This is a genomic window from Pedobacter ghigonis, from assembly GCF_903166585.1.
GTDB classification, from domain to species: Bacteria; Bacteroidota; Bacteroidia; order Sphingobacteriales; family Sphingobacteriaceae; genus Pedobacter; species Pedobacter ghigonis.
Window position 1 is genome coordinate 205404 of sequence record NZ_CAESCM010000005.1, and the last position, 25675, is coordinate 231078.

General features: G+C 42.4%; 13 protein-coding genes. 12 read left to right on the forward strand and 1 reads right to left on the reverse strand.

Annotated elements, in window-relative coordinates:
* Positions 1–7: 7 nt before the first annotated feature.
* Entirely contained in the window at positions 8–2008 is a 2001-nt protein-coding gene (locus HWV58_RS09935; protein WP_235972694.1) for an alpha-L-arabinofuranosidase C-terminal domain-containing protein, read from the reverse strand.
* Between the two features lie 370 nt (positions 2009–2378).
* Here HWV58_RS09935 and HWV58_RS09940 point away from each other — a divergent pair, with 370 nt between their 5' ends.
* From HWV58_RS09940 to HWV58_RS09995, 12 genes are all read left to right on the forward strand, one after another.
* Positions 2379–4895: a hypothetical protein gene (locus HWV58_RS09940; RefSeq protein ID WP_175633958.1), complete on the forward strand. Its 2517-nt coding sequence runs from the start codon at positions 2379–2381 to the stop codon at positions 4893–4895.
* Positions 4896–4943: 48 nt separating this feature from the next.
* Positions 4944–6788, forward strand: a complete 1845-nt coding sequence (locus HWV58_RS09945; RefSeq protein WP_175633959.1) for a rhamnogalacturonan lyase — start codon at positions 4944–4946, stop codon at positions 6786–6788.
* Position 6789: 1 nt separating this feature from the next.
* Positions 6790–8688 (forward strand): rhamnogalacturonan lyase, encoded by a 1899-nt coding sequence (locus tag HWV58_RS09950; RefSeq protein WP_317174792.1) that lies wholly within the window; start codon positions 6790–6792, stop codon positions 8686–8688.
* Between the two features lie 6 nt (positions 8689–8694).
* Complete coding sequence (locus tag HWV58_RS09955) at positions 8695–9459, forward strand: rhamnogalacturonan acetylesterase (protein WP_175633960.1); 765 nt, start codon at positions 8695–8697, stop codon at positions 9457–9459.
* Positions 9460–9621: 162 nt separating this feature from the next.
* Positions 9622–10413: a rhamnogalacturonan acetylesterase gene (locus HWV58_RS09960; protein ID WP_175633961.1), complete on the forward strand. Its 792-nt coding sequence runs from the start codon at positions 9622–9624 to the stop codon at positions 10411–10413.
* 94 nt (positions 10414–10507) lie between these two features.
* Entirely contained in the window at positions 10508–13411 is a 2904-nt protein-coding gene (locus HWV58_RS09965) for an exo-beta-1,4-galactosidase (protein WP_175633962.1), read from the forward strand.
* A gap of 19 nt (positions 13412–13430) precedes the next feature.
* Positions 13431–14558 carry a glycoside hydrolase family 88/105 protein gene (locus tag HWV58_RS09970; protein WP_175633963.1) on the forward strand — a complete coding sequence of 376 codons (1128 nt, stop codon included), beginning with the start codon at positions 13431–13433 and terminating at the stop codon, positions 14556–14558.
* A 5-nt stretch (positions 14559–14563) separates the two neighbouring features.
* Positions 14564–17065 (forward strand): glycosyl hydrolase 115 family protein, encoded by a 2502-nt coding sequence (locus tag HWV58_RS09975; RefSeq protein WP_175633964.1) that lies wholly within the window; start codon positions 14564–14566, stop codon positions 17063–17065.
* Positions 17066–17069: 4 nt separating this feature from the next.
* Positions 17070–19520, forward strand: coding sequence for a glycoside hydrolase family 31 protein (locus tag HWV58_RS09980; RefSeq protein ID WP_175633965.1), 2451 nt, complete (start codon positions 17070–17072; stop codon positions 19518–19520).
* Between the two features lie 187 nt (positions 19521–19707).
* Positions 19708–20016: an L-rhamnose mutarotase gene (gene rhaM, locus HWV58_RS09985; protein WP_175633966.1), complete on the forward strand. Its 309-nt coding sequence runs from the start codon at positions 19708–19710 to the stop codon at positions 20014–20016.
* Position 20017: 1 nt separating this feature from the next.
* Positions 20018–22792, forward strand: coding sequence for a glycosyl hydrolase (locus tag HWV58_RS09990; protein WP_235972695.1), 2775 nt, complete (start codon positions 20018–20020; stop codon positions 22790–22792).
* 689 nt (positions 22793–23481) lie between these two features.
* Complete coding sequence (locus HWV58_RS09995; RefSeq protein ID WP_175633967.1) at positions 23482–25674, forward strand: fasciclin domain-containing protein; 2193 nt, start codon at positions 23482–23484, stop codon at positions 25672–25674.
* Position 25675 lies beyond the last annotated feature (1 nt).

A 25675-nucleotide genomic window follows, 5' to 3' on the forward strand; every position in this document is an offset into this window, starting at 1 on the left:
CGTATATTTAATTGAATGGGATTTTTATTACGTTAAAAGAGTAAGGCTTTAAAGTCATGTTCAGGTTTTTGCCTTTTAAGCTTACTGCGCTGGTTTGCGGACTTACAGCAAGCGGATTTTCGAAAGAATTAATCTGCTTTAAATTCGTATTGGCCAGTTCTTCACTGGTGCCCTTGCTTTTCAATTTAAGTTTCCCATCCAGGTTAAAATCAATAGCCTGAGCCTGATCTGAGTTATTGGCGATTTTAATAATCAGCTCTTTTCTGCCTTTATCCGTTACCGCAGAAGCGTATAATCCATCCTGGCCGGTAATGTTTTTATCGCCTAAAGTAATGGCTACCACATCTGTGCCTTTATTGGTCGAAAAAAGTTTTTGTACATAATAATCAGGCGTGCCATACGATTTCAGGTTATCCACCCAAATCATATCAGGAGCCCACTGCCAAGCATCGATATGCGCAAAAAGCGGGGCATAAGAAGCCATTTGTACCACATCGGCATTGCGCTCCAAGCCCGTCATTAAAGAGGCAGATGCCAGCGCACTTTGCCAGTTGTTTTTATTATTACCGGTAATATTGCCACTGGCATGTACAGCATATTCGCCTACAAAAACCTTTGAGCCGTTACGTGGATAATTGTCGTACCTGCCGGCATTTTTTAAAAACCAATCGGCCGGGCGATAATAATGTTCATCGATGAAATCGGCATTGTTGCTTCTTAAAGTGTTGTTTAACAGGTTAAAGCGATCGCCTTCAGGGTCGGTTCCCGAACTGTTGATGAGTTTAAAATCAGGGTATTTGGCTTTGATGGCTTTGGTAAAAATCGCTACCCTTTCTAAATATTGAGGTCCCCAGTTTTCGTTACCCACGCCCATCATTTTTAGATTGAAAGGTTTCGGGTGACCTAAATCGGCGCGCATTTTGCCCCATTTGGTGGTGATATCGCCATTGGCAAATTCAATCAGGTCTAAAGCATCCTGTACATAAGGATCAAGTTCATCAAGTGAAGCCACTTCGGCCGAGTTAAACTGGCAGGCCATACCACAGTTTAAGATTGGTAAAGCATCCGAGCCAATATCTTCGGCCAGTTGAAAATATTCGAAAAAGCCCAAACCGAAGCTTTGGTAATAATCGGGTGCTGGGCGGTGTGCAAACTCGGCATTCCAGCGGTTCATAATCAATTGCCTGTTTTCAATCGGGCCAATAGTTTTCTTCCATTGGTAACGGTTGGCCAGATCGGTTCCTTCTACAATACAGCCCCCAGGGAAGCGGATAAAGCCGGGTTTCATATCGGCCAGTAACTGTACCATATCTGCCCTTAAACCTTGCGGACGGTTTTTCCAGGTATCGCCGGGAAACAAGGAGATCATATCCAGATCGATATTTCCATTGCCCTGAAATAAAATAGAGAATTTGGCTTTAGGGTCGGTTTCGGTAGCCGTAAAGCTAGCCGATTGCTTTTTCCAGTCGTTCCCCGTTTGATCAGGAGTTAAGCTTCCTTGTCCAATTACCTTGTTGTTGGCATCTTTTAACAGGAGTACGAGTTTAACCCCAGGCTGGGCTTGACGGTACATGACTGAAAAATCGTAACGCAGGCCTTTTTTTACACCAATTCCTTTAAAGCCCTCATTAACAAGTTCAAAATCGTCGGTTTGTTTTTTTACCTGTAAATACCGGGGATTAGCGGTATTCACCTCCTTACGGTTTACCACCAATATCTCGCCTTCCTGCGGTCTTTTTCTTTGAATACTCCAGCCCATTAAAGGTTTGGCAAACTCGAACGAACGGTTTTTGATGAGCTCGGCATAAATACCACCATCTGCACCAAAATTAATGTCTTCGAAAAATACACCCCACATATTGGGCTGTACTTTGGCCACAGATTGATCGATGCTTACTTTAATGGTTTTGGGTGCCTGTGCAAATGCGTTGGGCGCTAAGCCAAAGCCGGTTAGGCCATACATCGCGCACGCACATATTGCACCCTTTAAAGGAGAATTTAATTTCATACGGTTTAATATTTGGAAGATTCTAATCGTAAAAGTAAAATATTTAGAATAATAAACGTTAATTTAACATTTATTTTTTTGTTGCTTGTCAATTTTGTTCATAAATTCTAGCATATTAGCATTCACAATAATTATATGACGGGCGAAAATTAGCCAGGGAGTAGTAAAAGGGTTTAGTAAAGTAACTTTTTACTTGATGTTTTTAATTTGTTTTAAAGAAACCTTTAAAATCTTTCTTATAACATATTGTCATGCTAAAAAAGCAGGATACTACAGGATGCACGTTAAAAATATACTAGTTACATTCGGCTTGAATCAATTAACCGTTGTTACCACGCTTCTGTTAACATTCGCTAACCAATTGCACACGATGAGCCTTCTTTACGCCAATATTTCTGGTATTGATGATGTTTTTTGCAGGACTGTTTGTGCCCGGAAAGCAATTTCATTCCATCTAAAAATTAATATGGATTTCAAAAAATATCTTTTGCTTACGCTGCTAAATGTATTTGCATTTTATGGTTTCGCACAGCAAAAAAGCGTATCTGCCAACACCGATCCGAAAACACTAAAGCTCTTTTTTGAAAAGGCCTACCTGCAAACCGATCGGGCCTATTACAGCACCGGCGAAACGGTTTGGTTTAGCGCCTATCTGGTTAACGGAAAAAGTACAAGTTTAACTGCTACCAGCAATAACCTGTATGTAGAGCTGGTTTCTTCAAAATCGCTTGTGCTCGATAGTAAAATTATCAGAATTGATGGCGGTTTGGGCAAAGGCGATTTCGAATTGAAAGATTCCATTCCTTCAGGCTGGTACAATATCAGGGCATACACCAGCTGGATGCGGAATTTTGGTAATGATTTTGTGTTTCAGAAAAGAATATACGTAAGCAATAATATTGTAGAAAACGCATCTTATTTTACCCGTAACGCGGCGAAAAAGAACGATGAGGCAGCAACAGCCAAATCAAAATCGATTGCATTTTTCCCCGAAGGTGGCTCGCTGGTTGAGGGCTTAACGAGCGTGGTCGCTTTTAAAACCAACGATGAACTGGGAAACGGGCTAAAAGCAACCGGAAGTATAATCTCATCCAAGGGCGATACCGTTGCCACATTTAACAGTACCGAAGCCGGAATGGGCATTTTTGCCTTAACACCTCAACCAGGCGAAAAGTACCGCGTTGCCGGCTATTATGGCCAGGAAAAATTTTCGGCTACGTTGCCGGCTATATTGGGTAAAGGCCTATCGCTGCACATTACTACCGATTCGGCCAATATTAAAGCAATAATTAGTGCCAATTCTCCCGTTTTCGCCGAATTAAAAGATAAAAGTATATCCATTCTGGTTAAACATGCCAGTGATGTAATTTACTCAGGTGCTATCAAACTCAGCAAGCCTACGGTTTCGGTGAGCATCCCAACCAAAGGTTTTCCAAAGGGAATTTCGGCACTTACACTCCTTGATGACCAGGGCAGGCCTAATTGCGAAAGGCTCGTATTTATCCAGGGTGATGAAAATATCCAGATGGCCATAACGGCAGATAAGGCCACCTACAAACCCCGCGAGAAGGTGACTTTAAAGCTTAAAACGAGCAATACGCTTGGTCAGCCAGTTAAAACTACCCTCTCTCTGGCGGCTGTTGATGAAATGATTCCGGATGACGGGCAAAATATCATGGCTTATCTGTTGCTGCAATCGGAGGTTAGGGGAGAGGTTAAAAATGCTGCGCAATATTTTGATCCAGGCAATCCATCACGGTTAAAACAGCTCGATTTACTATTACTTACCCAGGGTTGGAGAGATTATTTATGGAAAAAGCTGGCCGATTCGAGTATTAAAATCAGCTACATGCCCGAACCAGGTATTACCATTAAAGGTTCGGTAAGAGAAAAACTGGCCAATAAACCACTGGCCAACATGAACATCACTTTATTTGGCTCTAATTTTACAGGCGATAAGCTTTTTACTACCAAAACCGATCAGGCAGGAAATTATTTTCTCGACGGCTTAAAATGGTTCGGCAACCAGGCCATTAAAATTTCATCAAAAGACGATAAAGGCAAAAAAGGAGGCTGGCTGAAGATCGATACCTTAATTAAGCCCTTAAACCTGGCTTCGCTAAAAATGCCACAAACGGGTATTCCAAATCCTTTAAATGTAGAGTTGGGTAAACGCATGGATTATAACCGTACCTATAAATTTGGCGATTCCATTACCCTGAGCGAAGTGGAAATTAAAGCAGCAAAGAGCAGGCAGGTGAATCTTTTTGAAGAAACTTTAACCACATTCGGTTATCCCGAGCAGGTTTTTAACATTACTGCTGCCGATTATTCGTATAAAGGACTGGAACATTTTCTGTTAACCAAGGCCAATGGCGCTATGCCGGCAGATGAGGGCGATAGTATCAGTAACGAAGGGATAACTTTTATCGCCAACGGGAAAAGAATAAGGCCCAGGATTAAGGTAAACAACAGGGAAGAACTGGTAGCTGAGCGACTGGATTACTACAGTTTAACCATGGATCAGATTAACCAGGTGAAAATTCAGCACTTAATTGGAAGTACCGGTAACGATGTGTACCTCATAAGCCTGAATTTAAAAGACGAGGCGCTGCTTGGCTCAAATTTAAACCTGTTAAATGTTAATTTGAACGGATACTACAATGCCCGTACTTTTTATTCGCCCAATTATGCCAATCCTGCTACGCAAAGTAAAGATTTAAGAACCACTATATTCTGGAACCCCAGTATAAAAACAAACGAAAACGGAGAGGCAACAATCAGTTTTTACAATGGTGATAACAAGAGCAATGTGCGCGTTAAAGCCGATGGAATTACAGATAAGGGCGTTGCTGTGGCGACCAAAATCGGATATAAAGTTCAATAACCAATTAACACACAGATATGTATAAACTATACTTTCAATAAAACAGTTATGAATATCAAAATCTTCATTTTCTGTTTAATCGGCTTTACATTTTATTCCGGAGCCATTTTTGCCCAGCGCCAGATGGAAAAACTGGGGCGTGGGCTAATTGCCGTACGCCAGAATAACGATTCGGTTTATGTAGGCTGGCGCGTATTGGGCACCGATCCCGATGATATTGCTTTTAACCTTTACCGTAAAACCGGAACCAGCGAAGCCATAAAGCTGAACCACGACCCAATTACCCAAAGCAGCAACTTTATTGATGCCGGCGTTAAGTTTGGTGTGGCCAACAGTTATTTTGTTAAACCGGTTTTAAAAGGCCATGAAGCTGAAGCCAGTAAAGCTTTTACTTTGGCTGCTAACCAACCTGTTCAGCAATATTTAACTATTCCTTTAAAAACGCCTGCTGGCTACAGTCCAAACGATGTTTCGGTGGGCGATTTGGATGGCGATGGCGAATACGATATTATTGTGCACCAAACCGGCCGTGGCCGGGATAATTCTTCAAACGGATTGACAGACCCGCCCATTTTTCAGGCTTACAAGCTGGATGGAACTTTCTTGTGGGAAATAAACCTGGGGAAAAATATCCGTGAAGGGGCTCATTACACGCAGTTTATGGTGTACGATCTGGATGGTGATGGCATAGCCGAAATGGTTTGTAAAACTGCTGATGGCACGATAGATGGCAAAGGAAAAGTAATTGGTGATGCCACAAAAGATTATCGCAACAGCAATGGTAAGATATTGGATGGCCCCGAATTTTTAACCGTTTTTAGCGGCAGAACAGGCGAAGCCCTGGCCACTACCGATTACATTCCTGCCCGTGGCGATATTGGAGCCTGGGGTGGTAAAGGTGGTAATGGCAAAAACGACAATACCGGTAACCGCGTAGATCGGTTTAATGCTTGTGTAGCTTATTTAGATGGCATTCATCCCAGTGTGGTAATGTGCAGGGGCTATTACGGCCGGACAGTTTTAGCTGCCTGGGACTGGCGAAATGGTAAATTAAGCTCGCGCTGGGTATTTGATAGTAAAAATGGACAAAATCCCTTTTCAGGTCAGGGAAACCACAATTTAACCGTTGCCGATGTAGATGACGATGGTAAAGATGAAATTATTTATGGTTCGATGTGTGTTGATGATAATGGAAAAGGTTTGTACACCACGGGTTTAAGGCATGGCGATGCCATTCATGTTTCAGATCTTGATCCCGAACATCCGGGTTTAGAAGTTTTTGGTGTACATGAAATTGAAGAAGGTACAAAAGGTCCTGGTGCAGCAGTTTATGCTGCTAAAACCGGCGAAATATTTTGGAAAGGTTCGGATGATGAAGATGTAGGCAGAGGCGTGGCCGATAATATCGATAATACCCGTTATGGCGCACAGATGTGGTGGTCGGGATCGAACGGGTTATATGACATTAAGGGGAACAGGATTGGCGATCAGCCGCGGTCTACCAATTTCCTGATTTATTGGGATGGCGATTTATCGCGCGAACTTTTAGATGGCAACCACATTGATAAATACAATGGCGGGCGGCTTTTTACGGCCGATGGCTGCGTATCGAACAACGGAACGAAATCGACTCCGGCTTTAAGCGCCGATTTATTTGGCGATTGGCGCGAGGAACTGATTTTGAGAAGCTATGATAACCAGAGCTTACGCATTTATACCACCACTATCCCAACCGAACACCGCAATTATACATTGATGCACGATCCGCAATACCGTTTAAGCATTGCCTGGCAAAACGATGGCTATAATCAGCCACCACATACCGGTTTTTATTTCGGCTTCGGGATGAAGAAAGCCCCAAAACCCAATATTGTACTTGTAGAACCTAAATAACATGCGTACCATTAAACAAGCTTTAATTTTTTGCTTCGGATTGCTTTTATCGGCAGCAGCAATGGCGCAACGCCAGATGGAAACATTGGGAAGGGGCGTAGTGGCGGTACACATGCCCGGCGACAGCGTTTTTGTAAGCTGGCGGCTGCTGGGTACCGATTCTGATGATATTGCCTTTAACCTTTACCGCAGAACGGATCATAGCCAGGTAGTAAAATTAAACCAGATACCCATAACCGGTGCCACAATTTTTACCGATAAAAAAACAGATTTTACAGTAGATAATGAATGGTTCGTAAAGCCGGTTATCCATGGAAAAGAACAGAATGAAAGTGCTGCTTTTGCCTTACAAAAAAATACCGCTGCCAAACCGTATTTGTCTGTCCCCCTAAAAACTTTAGCTGGTTATACACCTAACGATGTTTCAGTTGGCGATTTGGATGGCGATGGAGAATATGAAATTGTTTTACACCAGGCAGGCATTGCGCATGATAATTCCCATCCTGGTTTCACCTCCGAGCCTTTACTGGAAGCCTATAAACTGGATGGTACCTTTTTATGGCGCATAAACTTGGGCAAAAATATTCGCGAAGGGGCACATTATACCCAGTTTATGGTGTACGATCTGGATGGCGATGGCAGGGCAGAAATAGCTTGCAAAACAGCAGATGGGACTGTGGATGGAAAAGGAAAGGTAATCGGCGATTCGACCAAAGACTGGAGAAATAAGAGCGGATATATTTTAGCCGGCCCGGAGTTTCTGACTGTTTTTGATGGCTTAACCGGCGCTCAAATTACGACCACTAACTTTATTCCTGCCCGCTCTCCTAATCTCAATCCTTCGCCCGAAGAACTAAAAAAGACCTGGGGAGATGCTTATGGAAACAGAATGGACCGTTTTTTAGCTGCTGTAGCTTATCTCGACCGAAAACACCCCAGTTTAATTATGAGCAGGGGATATTACACCCGTACTTTTATAACGGCCTGGGATTTTAACGGAAAAAGCCTCCATAAAAAATGGACTTTCGATAGTGCTGAATCTGACAATAAGCGATATAGCGGTCAGGGAAACCATAATTTGAGTATTACCGATGTAGATGGCGATGGTAAGGATGAAATTATTTATGGCGCCATGACCATCGATGATGATGGAAAAGGATTATATACCACCGGTTTAGGCCATGGCGATGCTTTACACGTTGGCGATCTGGACCCCGACAGGCCCGGATTGGAAGTTTTCGATATTCAGGAAAGGTTTTCGGATGCCGGGGCAAACTTCAGGGATGCCAGAACCGGAGAGGTTTTGTGGAAGAAAGCTTCGGTAAGTGCTGGGGCGGATGGCGAAGGACCGGGGAGAGGACTGGCGTTAAACATCGACCCCAGATACCGGGGATCCGAGTGCTGGGTGGCCGGGGCAGGAATCACAGGTATGTTTGATGCTAAAGGCAACAAAATTTCGAATACCACCCCAAGCGTTAACTTCGGTATTTTTTGGGATGGCGACTGCCAGAGCGAACTTTTAAACAGCACTTCGATTGATAAATGGGATTATGAAAATGCTAAAACAATTCGCCTGCTGAACGCCAGGGCCTACAACTGTTTATCCAATAATGGAACCAAATCTACCCCTGCATTATCGGCCGATATTTTGGGCGATTGGCGCGAGGAAGTGATTTACCGTACTGCCGATGCCAGCGAATTGAGGATATTTACCACTACCATTCCAACCACGCACCGCTTTTACACTTTTATGCACGATCCGCAGTACCGCTTAAGTATTGCCTGGCAAAATGTAGGCTACAACCAGCCGCCACATACCAGTTTTTACATGGGCGATGATATGAACCAACCGCCAAAACCCAATATCAAACCAATTAAAAACCACCGCAATTTTCAATAAATCATCATGAAAAAATATAGCTACATCCTAACCGGAGTAATCATTACCCTTGCCACGCTTGCTTTTGTTGCACCACATAAACCAGCTTTGCATACCATTGGCGATTCTACCGTTCGCAACTCCAATAAAGAAACCTGGGGTTGGGGAACGCCCATAGCCGAACTTTTCGATACCACAAAAATCCACGTCGAAAATAACGCCATGGCTGGCCGGAGTACCCGTACTTACCTTTCAGAAGGTCGCTGGGATAAGGTTTTGGAAACATTAAAGCCCGGCGATTTCGTGACCATGCAGTTTGGCCATAACGATGGCAGCGCACCCGACACCACAAAAGCAGGGAGAAGGGGTGTTTTAAAAGGAACTGGCGAAGAAACCAAAGTTTTAACCTGGCCCGATGGGAAAGTAGAAACCGTGCATACCTATGGCTGGTATATCCGCAAATTTGTGCGCGAAACAAAAGCAAAAGGAGCTACGCCGATTGTTGTTTCCATAATTCCGCGAAACATTTTTAAAGATGGTAAAGTAGTACGTGCCAGTAACGATTTTGGCAAATGGGCAGCAGAAGTAGCCAAACAAGAAAATGCTTATTTCGTCGACCTGAATCAAATTACCGCTGATAAATACGACGCGCTTGGTCCGGATAAAGTGAAGTTATATTTCCCCGGCGATCATACCCATACCAATTTAGAAGGCGCAAAAGTGAATGCTCAATCGGTAGTAGAGGGAATTAAGTCGCTGAAGGATTGTGATTTGAAGAAGTATTTGCTTTGAAACAAAACCTCGCAGGTTTTTTAACGAACTTCAAATTAAACCTGCGAGGTTTATGTAATAGATTTCTCCATTCCGCTACGCTTCAGTCGAAATGACGATCCCAAATATCTATGCAATCAATTAATCTGTGTAATCAAGCCCGAAGGGTGTAAACATTCAAAAATGAAATCAACTAAATACCTATACCTCATTCTCTTAACCGCGTTCATTATTTTTTCTTCCTGCATTGTTTTAAAGCAGCAGGCTAAACCCACTTTATTCCTCATTGGCGATTCGACCGTAAAAAACGGAAAAGGCAAAGGCGATGGTTCTTTGTGGGGCTGGGGAAGTTTTATTGGCAACTTGTTCAATACCGATAAAATAATAGTCGAAAATGATGCCCTGGGTGGAACCAGCAGCCGTACCTTTCAAACCAACGGCCTTTGGGATGCTGTGCTGGTGAAAATTAAAAAAGGCGATTTCGTAATGATGCAGTTCGGGCATAACGACAGCAGTCCGCTAGATGATACTGCCCGTGCCCGTGGCACCATAAAAGGGATTGGTATGGAAAGCAAAGACACCTACAATCCCATCAAGAAAAAGCAGGAAACCGTTTATACCTACGGCTGGTACATGCGCAAATTTATTAACGATATTAAAGCCAAAGGTGCAACACCGATTATCTGTTCATCAATTCCGCGTAATCCGGTTAAGGATGATCAGGTCGTTTTAGCTAACGATAGCTATGCTACCTGGGCAGAAGAAGTGGCCAAAGCCGAAAAAATCGATTTTATCCCCTTAAACAAAATCATTAAAGATAAATACGCTGCCTTAAGTGCCGCAGAGGTTAAAACCTTTTTTACCGAGAAAGATCATACCCATACCAACGAAGCAGGCGCAAAATTAAACGCCGCGGCTGTTGTAACGGGATTAAAGTCTTTACCAAATAACAAGCTTAACCAGTACCTCAAATAATACCTAAGCAGGATACTACAGGATGCCAACATGCGATTATTGTCTTATTTTAACAGCCTAACCAAATACCAGCGGTGCTAAAACCGTCCTATTTATGCAGATACAAGTTAACCGAATTTTAAAAGTACTCATGGGCATTGCTTTCATTATTTTGAGCATTGCGCAAAGCCATGCCCAAAGTATTTCGCTGGCAGGCAAATGGCGTTTCAAAATTGATGCGAAGGATGAAGGTTTAAAAGGGAAATGGTACTCAACCGTTCTTCCCGAAGCTATTCAGGTGCCCGGGTCAATGGCCGAAAATTTAAAAGGTGATGATATTACCCTTAAAACAAAATGGACGGGCAGTATATACGATAGTTCCTATTTTTTTCATCCACGTTTAGCCAAATATCGCAAAGCCGATAACCTTAAAATACCTTTTTGGCTCACACCGGCTAAGCATTATACTGGCGCGGCATGGTATCAGAAAGATGTAGAAATCCCAGCCAACTGGAAGGGTAAAAGGATGGTACTCTCTTTAGAATATCCCCATTCAGAAACACGGGTTTGGATAGATGATATGGAGATAGGCACCCAGTTTACTTTTGTGGTAGCCCAGAATTTTGAACTGCCCGCAAATTTAAAAGCCGGAAAACATACCATTACCTTATTAATCGATAACCGCATCAAGGCCATAAATGTGGGGCAGGATTCGCACAGCTTGACCGATCATACCCAGGGCAACTGGAATGGTGTGGTAGGCAAAATGGAACTGGTGGCAGGCTCGCCCGTTTATTTTGAAGATATACAGGTTTACCCCGATTTAAAAAATAAATCGGCTAAAGTTAAAATTCAGCTTAAAGCCAGTGCCAGCCAATCTGCTACCGGAAAAATTACACTTTCTGCTGCAACTTTCAATACCAAAAATGTAATGCAGGTTAAACCCGTAATAGCGCCCTATCAAATTACCAATGGCGAAGGTACATTGGAAATCAATTTGCCAATGGGCGATAAAATAGCCACCTGGGATGAGTTCGATCCGGCACTGTATCGTTTAACAGCTGCTTTGGTTTCGAAAGATGGTAAAAAGGACGAGAAAAAAGTACAGTTCGGGATGCGCGAGTTTAAGGCTGTAGGCAGATCTTTTGAAATAAACGGCAGACCGGTGTTTTTGCGGGGTACCGTAAATAATTGCGAATTTCCTTTAACGGGCTACCCTTCAATGGATGTTGCCGCCTGGATACGCATCTTTAAAATATCTAAAGCCCATGGCTTAAACCACATGCGTTTCCACTCCTGGTGCCCGCCCGAAGCCGCTTTTATTGCTGCAGATCAGATCGGATTTTACCTGCAACCTGAAGGACCAAGCTGGGCCAATCATGGATCATCAATCGGAGATGGTAAACCCATTGATCAGTTTATTTACGACGAAACCAACCGCATGACTAAAAACTATGGCAACTACGCCTCTTTTTGTATGATGGCCTATGGAAATGAGCCACGCGGCAGGCAGGTAGAGTACCTCACCAAATTTAATAATTACTGGAAAGCCAAAGATTCGAGAAGGTTGTACACAGGCGCATCGGTAGGCGGTAGTTGGCCGGTTATTCCGAACAACGAATTTATGGTGCGTGCAGGTGCCAGAGGGTTGGACTGGGGCAGGAAACCTGAAAGTATTTCAACCTATGCCAAACAGATTGAGCAGTTTACGGTGCCTTTTGTAGCACACGAAATGGGACAGTATTGTGCATTCCCGAATTTCGACGAAATAAAAAAATACACCGGGGTTTATCGCGCAAAGAATTTCGAAATGTTTCAGGAAGACCTTAAAGATCACGATATGGCCGATCAGGGGCACGACTTTTTAATGGCTTCGGGTAAATTACAGGCACTTTGCTATAAAAATGAAATCGAAAAAGCATTACGAACACCCAATTACAATGGTTATCAGCTCTTATCTTTAAATGATTATCCGGGACAGGGCACAGCACTGGTTGGTGTTTTAGATGCTTTCTGGGACGAAAAAGGATATATCACGGCTAAAGAATTCAAGCGTTTTTCTAATAGTACCGTACCTTTATTAAAAGTTTCGAAATTTGTGTTTACCAATGCCGAAACCCTTGAGGCTGCGGTAGAAGTAGCGCATTTTGGCAAAGCACCTATTGAAAATGCAAAACTTTCCTGGACGGCAAAAGATGACAGCGGTGCTATTATTGCAAAGGGTAATTTCAGTCCTAAAACTTTAGCGGTTACCAACTGCATTGCTATCGGAGAGATTAAAATTCCTTTAAATACCATCACCAAGGCCGAAAAACTAAAACTGGAAGTTACAGTTGATGGAACTGAGTTTGCCAACGATTGGAATTTCTGGGTCTATCCGGCGCAGCTGCCAGAGGTTAAAAGCGACGTATATTATTGTACCAGTTTAGATGATAAAGCCCAATCGGTTTTGGCCGCAGGTGGCAATGTTTTCCTCAACGCATCAGGCAAGGTGGTAAAAGGGAAGGAAGTGGTGCAAACTTTTTTACCTGTTTTTTGGAATACTTCCTGGTTTAAAATGCGCCCGCCTCATACTTTGGGCATTTTATGCGATCCAAAGCATGCGACTTTTAACAGTTTTCCAACCGATTTTCACAGCGATATGCAATGGTGGGAAATTGTAAACAAAGCGCAGGTAATGAACCTCGAAGATTTTCCAGCTGGCTTTAGGCCCATTATACAGCCAATCGATACCTGGTTCTTAAACCGTCGCCTGGCGCTGGTTTTTGAAGCAAAGGTGGGTAAAGGAAAGCTGATTGTTTCGAGCGCGAACCTATCTCCCGATCTGAAAGAAGCTCCGGCAGCACAGCAACTTTATTTCAGCTTGCAGCAGTACATGTCGTCAAACCAGTTTAATCCAAAATATGAAGTTGCTTTTAGCACCGTGAAAGATATCTTCGAAAGTCCGTCGAAAATTCAGTTCGATACCTTTACAAAAGATAGTCCGGATGAGTTAAAAGTTAAACCTAAAACCAATTAATTAAGATAAGCGAAATAACATGAAGAAATTTGTATTCAGCACCGCAGTAATATGCAGCATAGCCACCCAGGTACTTTTCGCCCAGAAAATCCCGAATAAAAAAGAGGTTTTAAAGGTGTTAAAATCTACCAACGCTTATTTCATGAATAAGTGGCCTGATGCCGGCAAATCGATCATAACCAATAAGGAAAGACCAAGCAACATCTGGACAAGGGCTGTTTACTACGAAGGCCTGATGAACCTGTATAAAATTAATCCTGAGAAGGAATATTACGATTATGCTGTTCAATGGGGACAGAAACACAATTGGGGTTTAAGAAATGGCATTGCCACAAAAAATGCCGATGATCAGGCTTGTGGGCAAACTTACATTGATCTTTACCTGATTGATAAACAACCTGAGCGCATAAAAGATATCAAGGCTTCGATAGATCTGGTGATGCAATCGGGCAAAGTTAGCGACTGGACCTGGATTGATGCAATACAAATGGGTATGCCTGTTTTTGCTAAACTGGGCAAATTATACAACGATACCAGCTATTACAATTACATGTACAAAATGTACCTGCATTCGAAAAATACCGAAGGTGGTGGCTTGTACAATGCAAAAGACGGACTCTGGTGGCGCGATAAAGATTTTGTACCACCGTACAAAGAACCAAACGGCGAAGATTGTTATTGGAGCAGGGGTAATGGATGGGTGGTTGCTGCCCTCGTACGCGTTTTGGAAATTATTCCAGCAAATGAACCACACCGCAACGAATATTTAAAAACATATCAGGAAATGATCAAAGCACTGGTGCCTATTCAGCGTGCCGATGGTTTTTGGAATGTGAGTTTGCACGATTCCACGCATTTTGGTGGCAAAGAAACCTCCGGAACAGCATTATTTACCTACGGCATGGCTTGGGGCGTAAACCAGGGCATTTTAGATAAGGCCACTTATTTGCCAATTATTACCAAAGCATGGAATGCCATGAGCACAGAGGCCGTTCAGAAAAATGGTTTCATCGGTTATATGCAGGGCACAGGTAAAGAACCTAAAGATGGGCAGCCGGTAAGCTATACCAGCATGCCTGATTTTGAAGATTATGGTTTGGGCTGTTTTTTATTGGCCGGAACCGAAGTATATAAGCTTAAAAAGTAGGTAGCATGAATTTCAGAAATTTAGCGGGTTTATTGGTATTGATTTCCTTCTTTTTGCTGCCTGAACAAAGCAGGGCACAAAAAGCAGGTATCGCTGTTTCTGAAATTAACAGTGCTTTAGCTTTCCCTGTTGTTGATGGCGAAAAACCTGCAGCCATTTACATTGATGAAAAGGATGCTGAAGTGGTTCATATTGCTGCCGAAGCTTTTAAAGCTGATATTCAGTTGTTAACGGGGCAAACCGCTCAGGTTTTGAAAAATAATACTGCTTTAAGTGTTTATCCTATTATTGTCGGTACAATGGGGCAGTCGTTTTATGTCGATCAACTGGCCAGGTCAGGGAAAATCAACAGCACCAGTTTATCTGGCAAGTGGGAAACCTTTTCTGTTTCAGTTATCGAAAATCCGGTAAAAGGAGTGAAAAGAGCTTTGGTTATTGCTGGCAGCGATAGAAGGGGCACGGCTTATGGTGTTTTTCAGCTGTCGCGGATGCTGGGTGTTTCGCCCCTTTGTTGGTGGGCAGATGTTAAACCGGCAACTAAAAAATCACTCTACGTAAAAGCCGGGCAGCCTTTGCTAGAATCGCCATCAGTTAAATATCGTGGGATTTTTATTAATGATGAAGACTGGGGTATCCAACCCTGGGCGGCTAAAATGATGGATACAGATGTAAAAGACATTGGCCCCAAAACCTACACCAAAATATTCGAATTGCTGCTCAGGCTAAAAGCCAATTATATCTGGCCGGGTATGCACCCTTCAACCAAAGCATTTTATTATTATGCCAATAATCCCATAATGGCCGATAAGTACGCTATTATTTTAGGCTCGAGCCATTGCGAACCCATGCTGCGCAACAATGTTTTTGAATGGGCGGAGAATTTTGAGCACGAATATGGCAAGAAACCGGGCGAGTGGCGTTACGATCTCAACAAAAATGAAATTGCAAGTTATTGGACCGACCGCGTAGAACAGGCTAAAAATTACGAATCGGTTTATACCGTTGGGATGCGTGGCATTCACGATGGGAGTATGCCCGGCCCAAAAGATAAAAATGAAAAGGTAAAATTGCTGGGCGAGGTAATTGCGGATCAACGCAGTATTTTGAGCAAAAACATCACTAAACCTATAAGTTCCATTCCACAGATTTTTTGCCCTTATAAAGAAGTACTGTCTTTATATCAGGCGGGTTTAAAACTACCTGATGATGTGACGATTGTTTGGGCGGATGATAATCACGGTTATATCCGCCAGCTTTCTAATCCCGTAGAGCAAAAACGATCGGGTGGGAGCGGTGTGTATTACCATATCTCGTACTGGGGCGCACCGCAAGATTACCTTTGGCTTTCCTCTATTTCTCCATCGCTTATGGCTTACGAGTTAACCAAAGCCTATCAGTATAATGCCGACCGCCTTTGGGTAATTAATGTGGGCGATATTAAACCTGCAGAAATGGAAACCCAGTTTGCAATGGATCTGGCCTGGAATGTAAACCAATGGAAACCCGAAAATGCCAATCGATATACTGAAAGCTGGGCTGCCGAAACCTTTGGTGCCGAATTTGCAAAACCGATTGCCGAAATAAAAGAAGTTTATTATCGCCTGGCGCAAGCCGCCAAACCCGAGCATATGGCCAGTGTTAATTTTACCGACGAAGAAGCAGACGAAAGATTAGCCGCTTACGAAAAGATTTATCATCAGGCCAAAAGTTTAGCTGATCAAATTCCGGCCAGGTTAAAAGATGCTTATTTTGAGCTGATCCTTTACCCGGTTGAAGGGGCGATGCTGATGAACCAGAAAATTTTATACGCCAAAAAAAGCTTGGTCTTGGCTGCAAACGGAGATCAATCGGCTTTAAGCTATTCGAAAAAATCGAAAGCAGCTTTTGATCAGATTCAGGTAATTACCAAAAAATACAATGAAGAAATTGCAGGCGGCAAATGGAACGGAATGATGAGCTGGAAACCACGTGATTTGGCCGTTTTTAAAATGCCCAAAGTAGCAGATACAGTAGCGACACAGTCATCGGCCCCTAAAGCGAAAGCCGAAGATAAAATAACCGTTCGTGCAGCTGAATATCTCGCAAAATCATCGCCAAAAGAACTTTCATTACAAATCCTTAAAGGACTCGGTCTGGGTGGCAATGGCATTTCTGTGCTTCCTTTTACATTTAAACCTTTTAGCGAAAAAGACTTGCAAAATGCACCTTTTGTTAGCTATAACATTGATTTTAAAACGCAGGGTGAACACCAGGTTGAGGTGAAGTGTTTACCTACCCAGGGCGTTAATAGCGGTATAAAAGTGCGTTATGCCATTTCGGTTAATGATGATCAGCCTCAGGTAATTAATATTTCTCCGGCTTCAGAAAATAACATCTGGAAACAGAATGTATTGCAAGGTTACGCTTCGGGTATAACCAAACATCAGGTAAATAAAACAGGTAAATCAACAGTTAAAATCTATATGCTCGATCCGGGATTAGTGCTTAACCAGTTGGAAATAAAATAATACAATGAAGAAACTTATAGTCTTTGCCCTCTCCTTAATTTTTGCCCTGTCTTTTGCCCAGGCGCAAAGTATAGGCGATTATAAATCCGGTTTTAAAAAAGCAGGAAATATCATTTCATTTTCGACCACCAAAGGGGAGGTGAAATTTGAATTCTGCACACCAGAAATATTCCGCATCAGAACCAGCTGGAACGGTAAATTCGAAGCCGATGAAAACCTGATGGTAATTCAGTACAAATGGGACGATGTTAACTTTAAAGTTTCGGATAAGCAGGATCATTTTTTGCTAACTACCGCCAAACTGACTGTTAAATTGTATAAATCGCCGTTTAGACTTGATGTTTATGATACCAAAGGTAAATTGTTAAGCAGCGACGCAAACAACGCAATAACTAAAGTAGATACCAGGGTTGGCGTAACCAAAAAACTGCAGGCCGATGAGCATTTCTTTGGCTTTGGCGAGCGCATGGATTTTATGGACCGCCGTTTCAAAAAAGTAACTTTAAATGTTGGACGGGGTAAAGGTTTGCCACATGCTATCGGCGCTTACAACATACTGGAAGCCAATTATTGCCCGGTTCCGTTTTTTATGAGCACAAAAGGATATGGCATTTTTCTGCATAATTCTTTCGCTACCGAATGGGACATGGGGGCTTCGAAAAGAGACCAGTACAGCTTTAAGGCGGCTGATGGAGAATTGGATTATTATTTCATGTATGGACCAACTTTCCCTGCTATTTTAGATTACTATACCAGCATTACAGGTAAATCGCCAATGTTGCCTCAGTTTGCCTTAGGCTTACATGCGGGTACTTATAGTGGTGGCACCTGGGGCTACGAAGCACAAACTTCCGATCATTACGTGGTTGAACTGGCAAAAAAATACAGGTCGCTGGGGATTCCCGTTGATTTGCTTTGGCTCGATTCGACCTGGCGCTTATTTGGCGAAAACGGTGGAAAAGGTGCTACTTCTTTTGAGTGGAGGGAAACTTTTAAAGATCCAAAATCGATGTTCGATAGCATTTATGCTATGAACTATAAAATGGTAGGCTTGCACCTTCGCCCGAGGTTTGATAATGCCAAAAAATTAAACCTGTTAGATCAGGCCAGGGAAAAAGGTTATACCTATCCCGAAAATGGTAAACCGGGCGAATTTGTAAACTTTTTTGATGAAAAGGCCACACAATGGTGGTGGGATAATGGCGTAATGCGCGTTGCAAAATTAGGCGCTAAATTCCTGAAAACAGACGAAGGAAGTGCTTTTGGTGCACTCGCCAACGAAAGTGAAAAAGTAGGGCCAACAGGAAAAGATGCAGAGCGCCTGCACAACCTCTTTCCGGTGGCTTATGCCAAAGCACCGTTTCTGGAATTTGAAAAATTTAATGGCTTTAGGGGATTAAATCAAACCCGAGAAGGTTACTCAGGCATACAGCGTTACCCTTACATTTTTGCCGGCGACTGGCCCAGCGAATGGCAATATTTTGCGCCCGTTATTAAGGCAGGTTTAAATGTAGGTTTATCAGGCGTAGGCTCATGGGCACATTGTATGGGCGGTTTTGAACATCAGTCCGATCCCGAATTGTATATCCGTTGGGTTCAGTTTGGAATGTTCAGTCCCATTGCACTGGTTTTTGGAATGGATCATCCCGGCTATAAAGAACCCTGGAAATATGGTGAAGATGCCCTGCGTAATTTTAAAAAATACGATTTGTTGCGCTACCGTTTGTTCCCTTACCTCTACACCAGTATGCACCAGCAATACCAAACAGGTTTACCGATGATGAGGGCTTTAGTGCTAAACTATCAGGATGACGAAAATGTGTACGAAATTGGCGATCAATATTTATTTGGCGATAATTTAATGGTTGCGCCCGTTACAACCAAAGGTGCTATTACCCGCTCGGTTTACCTGCCCGAAGGTACCTGGTTTAACTATTGGACAGGGGAGCAATACAATGGTAAAAGTTATCATCATGTTGTAGCGCCTTTAGATACCATTCCATTGTTTGTAAAAGCTGGCAGTATTATTCCGATGCAGCCAGAAATGGCATACAGTGGCGAAAAACCGGTTGATATAATTACGCTGGATGTTTTTCCCTATGGTGAATCTAAATATGAACTCTATGAAGATGATAATTTAAGCGCAGCCTATAAAAAAGAAGATTTTGCTTTAACCACCATTACCGCTTCGTTAAAATCGACAGGTTTTACACTCAACGTGAATAAGCCTGCCGGGAATTTTAAAGCAACTAGCCATAAATACATGGCTAAAATACATTGGACTGGAAAAACAGCGCCTACAACCGTTACCGAAAACGGTACGCAGTTAAAAATAGAGAAAACACCAGGCGCATTGGATAAAACAGGAGGCTGGTTTTACGATATTAAAAACAAAATACTTTGGGTCAAATCTGTCGGAGATAACAGCGCTGATTTGAATATTGTAGTAAATTAGGCAGGTTGGTCAAGGACACTAAGCATGGCAGATGCGTCTGGCGCTTTCGTCATTCCCAACTTGATTGGGAATCGTAATGCCTTGGTTGGTTTTGGAGGTAGCGTAAAGATTCCCGCCTGCGCGGGAATGACGACGACTTAAAATAAACGGGTTTTAACAAAACCACTAAAAAAATAAAATCGAAAACATGAAAATTGCATTTAAGATGAAACTTAAACCCGGTTTTGAAACAGAATACAAGAAGCGCCATGATGAAATCTGGCCTGAACTCGTAACTTTGTTAAAAGAGAATGGCATCAGCGATTATTCTATCTTTTTAGATGAAGAAACCAACACGCTCTTTGCCGTTCAGCAGCAAAATGGAAGTTCATCGCAAGATTTGGGCAGCACCCAAATTGTGCACAAGTGGTGGGCATACATGGCCGATATTATGGAAACCAATGCAGATCATTCTCCAAAAACATTCCCATTAGAAATGGTATTCCATTTAGATTAAAATGATGCAATTACATAAAATCTTTCCTGTCCTGCTGCTTGGTACCCTAACTTTTGGGATAGCCAAAGCACAAAAACCAGTAAAAAATACAGGTGGCTGGCCTGTTATCGAAAAGCAAATGAAACCTTGGACCCGCTGGTGGTGGATGGGCAACGCTGTCGACGAACAGAATCTGAGTGCCGTATTGCAAAAATATAAGGATGCAGGATTGGGTGGGGTAGAAATTACCCCTATTTATGGCGCTAAGGGCTATGAAAAACAATATCTTGATTTTTTATCGCCTGCCTGGATGAATAGCTTACATTTTACCGTTAACAAAGCCAATGCCCTGGGGTTAGGTGTAGACATGAATACAGGCACAGGCTGGCCATTTGGTGGTCCGCAAATTAAGCCCGAAAATGCCGCCACCAAATTAATTGTTCAGCAATATGCCCTGAAAGCCGGTGAAAAATTAACCGAAGCCATTAAAGTTAAAGAAGCCAAACAGGAATTTGCACAGTTACAAGCTGTAACCGCTTATAGCGAAAATGGCCAGGTACTCGATCTACTTTCAAAAGTTGACGGAAACGGCAACTTAAACTGGTCGTCTGGTAGTGGAAACTGGGCTATTTATGCTGCCTTTGCAGGTAAAACCAGGCAAATGGTTAAACGTGCGGCACCCGGAGGCGAGGGTTTTACTTTAGATCATCTGGATAAAAATGCTGTAAATGTTTACTTAAAAAGATTTTCAGATGCTTTTGCCGGAAAACCACAAGGCATCAGGTCGTTTTTTAACGATAGTTACGAAGTGTATGGCGCCACGTGGACACCCACTTTTTTGCAGGAATTTAAGAAAAACAGGGGTTATGATTTAGCCGGCTACCTTAAAGATTTAAGTAGTAAAGACTCTACCGGCGAAAACATAGCCCGTTTAAAATCCGATTACAGGGAGACTATGGACGAACTTTTGCTCCATAACTTTACCCAAAACTGGACCGATTGGGCACACGGCCTTCAATCGAAAACCAAAAACCAATCGCATGGTTCGCCGGGTAACCTGCTCGATTTGTATGGAGCAGTTGATATTCCCGAAACAGAAATTTTTGGTTCCAGCTATTTTCCAATTGCCGGACTCAGACGCGATGCCGGCGATGTCAGAAACGTAGATCCCGATCCGATCATGTCTAAATTTGCTTCATCAGCAGGGCATACAGGAGGCAAAAAACTCATTTCATCAGAAACTTTTACCTGGCTTACCGAGCACTTTAAAACTTCTTTTTCGCAGTGCAAACCAGAGGTAGAGCAGTTGTTTTTATCGGGTATTAACCATGTTTTTTACCACGGTACCACCAATTCGCCAGCCAATGTGCCCTGGCCGGGCTGGTTGTTTTATGCTTCGGTAGAAATGAATCCAAACAACAGTTTATGGCCGCAGGCGCAGGGATTAAACAATTATATTGCCCGCTGTCAGTCTATTCTCCAGTCGGGGCAAGCCGATAACGAAATTTTGATTTATTGGCCGGTTTACGATGTTTGGAATAAGGCCAAAGGCCTGGATATGGCGCTGAAAGTGCATGATGTAGACGAATGGCTGCATCCGACACCATTTTATAAACTTGCAAAACAGCTTTCAAAATCGGGTTATGCCTACGATTTCGCATCCGACAGGTTGTTGAAGAAATCGACCATAAATGGCGAACAGATCAGCACCAGCAACGCAGCGGTTCCATACAAGGTATTGCTTATTCCGCAATGCGAAATTATGAGTGTTGAAACTCTAACCACGATTATACAGCTGGCCAATAATGGGGCTAAAGTGATTTTTCAGGCTTTACCGCAAGATGTTCCCGGTTTAAATAACCTGAGCGCCAGACAGGGGCAGTTAAAATCTATTTTGGCCAAACTTACTTTTACAGAAGGAAACGATGGTATTAAAACATTTAAAACCGGGAAAGGCGAAATCATACTAAGCAGTGATGTTGAAAAAAGCTTGCAATCAGTTGCAGTTAAACGCGAAGCCCTGACCGATTTAGGGTTACAGTTTATCAGGAGAAAAACCACCACAGGCAAATATTACTATCTGGTTAACCATACCGCTAAAGATATCGATACCTTTCTGGCATTGAATGAAGCTGGTTCGGTGTTGATTATGGACCCGCAAAGTACGGCGGTAGGTTTGGCTGAAATAAATAATGGAAAAGTGCGTGTACAGATTAAATCGGGCGAAAGCCTGGTGCTGCAGGTTGGAAGCAATGTAGCCGAAAATAAACCCTGGCTTTACCTCAATAAGGCTGCTAATCCAATAGCCATAACTAAACCCTGGAAGCTGCATTTTACCGCTGGCGGACCAGAAATTCCTGCCGATCAGCAGCTCAGTCAACTGGTATCGTGGACGGAATTAAGCGATCCTAAACTGCAGGCCTTTTCGGGAACTGGCGTGTATAGCTCTAGCTTTGATTTAAAAGAGAAAACGGCCAAAGAATATCTGCTAAACCTGAACCAGGTTGATGAAAGCGCAAGGGTATGGATTAACGGGCAAGAAGTAGGTATTTTGTGGAGCATCCCTTTCGAAACCCGTATTGGCAAATACCTGAAAGCAGGCACCAATACCATTAAAATAGAAGTGGTTAATTTAATGGCCAACCGGATCAGGGATATGGACATTAAAAAAATACCCTGGCGCAATTACCATGAAATCAATTTTGTGAACATCAATTATAAGGATTTTGATGCCACAAACTGGAAGGTAATGCCATCCGGATTAATAGGGCCGGTAACCATTACACCTTATCATTAAAAGAATGAAATTTAAACCTTCATTGTCATTGCTATAAAGGTTTAGTAGTTCGGTAATAGAATTACTAAACCTTTATAATTAAGAGAAGCCTTGATGCGTAAGCTTTAAGATTTCTGCCAACACCTATGGTGTACACACGTTTTTACCCACCTTAACGCCTCCCGTCATTGCCAACTTGACTGGCAATCTTAATGCACTCGTCAATCACCAAGTGCTCAGCGCAGCAAAATGATTTCAAGATAGATTTCTCCACTACTGTCGAAATGACGATCTCCCCCATATTCACATTTTTTGTTAAAATCATGTATGCGTAATCAGTCGAAAAATATTTAACATTTTAATTTTCGTTAAGATTAATCGATTTAGCGATCCAAAAACTGCTGTTTTACATTCATGCTAATATTTTACAATAAAAAGGCAGGATAGTACAGGATGGGATTTTTATTGCACGTTTTTATATTTAAGAAATAATTTTTCTAACCAGATAACCTTTTAACCAAAATTTAATTAACGAACGTTAATACCACTCTATGCAATAAAAATCTACGCATCATTTTTAGTCAATTTTTTATCTCTGCAAACTTCTAATTGATTTAGATACCTAGCTTTTTATTGCCCAGTATTTTTAATGGCCGTTATCCAATAAAATTGCTATGCGTATAATTTTACCCAGATTTTTAATCGTCTTTTTGACAGTTATCTTTTTTCTGAGCAGTTGCCGGAAAAAGGAATTTGATGAGTTTTATGGCCGTCCCGAAAATTTGGGCGATCCGATTTATCAACAGCTCCAGGCCAAAGGTACTTTCACTAAGTTTTTAGATTGTGTAGATAAGGCCGGTTACAAGGAAACTTTAAGCGCAGCAGGCTCGTGGACAGTTTTTGCACCAACTGATGAAGCTTTTGCTACCTACCTAAAAGATAATAACCTCACAGAAGTTTCGGTTGATCTCGCTTCGAAAATTGTACGTTATTCGATGATTTACGATGGTGAAAAGATAGAAAGGCTGAGCGATTTTTTCTCTGTTAAGGGCTTTGTGAAAAACAGTGCTTTCAGAAGAAGAACGGTTTACTACGATTTTGTTTACGATGGGAAAGACAATAGCGGTAATGCCATTAAGGTAATTGCGGCCAATCGCAATGGTTCTTACCTCTCCAGCGATTTCAACAATAAAAGTATCAGTTATTTCCTGTCGCCTTACATGACCTTTAATAGCCTCTCAGCGGCCGACTATAACTTTTTCTATCCCAACAGCAGTTACAATGGCAACAATATTGGCGCAGCCAGATTAGTAGACGGGCAACAGAATATCATCGCCGAAAATGGGGTAATCCATGTGGTAGACCGCGTGTTAACGCCTCCACAAAGTATCGATCAATACATCAATGAAAAAGCCGATTACAGTGTTTTCAAAGGCCTGTTGGATAAGTTTGTTACCTATTCCTTAAATACCGATATCTCTCACCGTTACGAAGTCCTCACAGGTAAAGCGGCTAACGTTTATGCCAAAACATACAGCATTTTACTGGCTTTTTCGCCAAACAACGAAAATTACCTGAAAGTTGATGCCAACGATGCCCAGCAGGGTTCTTACAGCATATTTGCACCTACCAATGCCGCGGTTAATACTTACGCACAAAATGTTCTGCTTAAATACTGGAAGAAAAAAGGTGTAAATAACCTCAACGATTTATACGTGGTAGCACCAGATGTGATTAAGGATTTTGTGAATTCGCACCTGTTTACCACTACTGTTTGGCCGAGTAAGTTTAGCACTACGCCTAACTTCCTGAACGATATTACTACCCGTACTACCGCCGATGTAATTGATAAACAAGCATTAAGTAATGGCTTTTTATACGGCATTAATAAGGCGCAGAATGCAAGCGTGTTCTCTACCGTTTATGGTAACATTAATCTTGATCCTGATTACAATGTGATGAAACAGGCGCTCATTTATTTTGGTTTAACCACTGCGCTTAAAACGCCAAGCCTCCGCTATGTTGTAGTGATGATCCCCGATGTAACTTTAAGAAAAATGGGATTCAATTACGATCCTTTTTATGCATCGGCACCGATAAGGGGAGATTTGGTTGCCTTAAGACGCATTTTGCAAACCCACATTATTCCGCTGGGGAACAGGGATATCCCAAATTTTGCAACGGGTTCAGGAGTTTTAGAAACTTCGAACGGCGAATACATTAAATATGCATCGGGTAAATTGCTTTCTGCAGGTACGCAAGACAGTACCCTGGTTGCCAAACAAACAATTCCGGTCGATTCTATCGGCACCACTCCGGTTAATGGTGCTGCGGTATATGGCAAAGAGGCCCTTACCTATACCGTATTGCCTATCAGCAAACACATCGAGAAATACGGTACTTTACCAGCCGATCCTTATTATAATTTTTTCCAGTACCTGAAAGGAAGCATATTGTATACACCGGCAACAGGCGCAATAAGTGGAATTACTGATGGTGTTTTCTATACTTTTTTAATCCCTACCAATGCGGCAATTGTGCAGGCTGTAAAAGATGGCCTATTGCCTTCAATAGGTGCGGCTTCATTAGGTGTGCCCAATTTTGCCCCTACCGATGGTTTGGATGTAACCAAAGTAAGTAAGTTTATCCAGTACCACATTGTGAATAAGAACAGTTTTGCAAGCGATGGGCAAAAAATAGGGGAGTTCGAATCCCTGCTGAAAAATGATGGTGGTGACGCTGCTAAAATAACGGTAACCATTAACACCACTACCAGCTTAATGGTAAAAGATGTAACCAACCGTACAGTTAATGTACTGTTGGGGCCAACCGACCGGAGCAATGTGCTCTCCAACCGGGCAATAATCCATCAGATCAATAATTACTTAAAATATCAATTCTAAC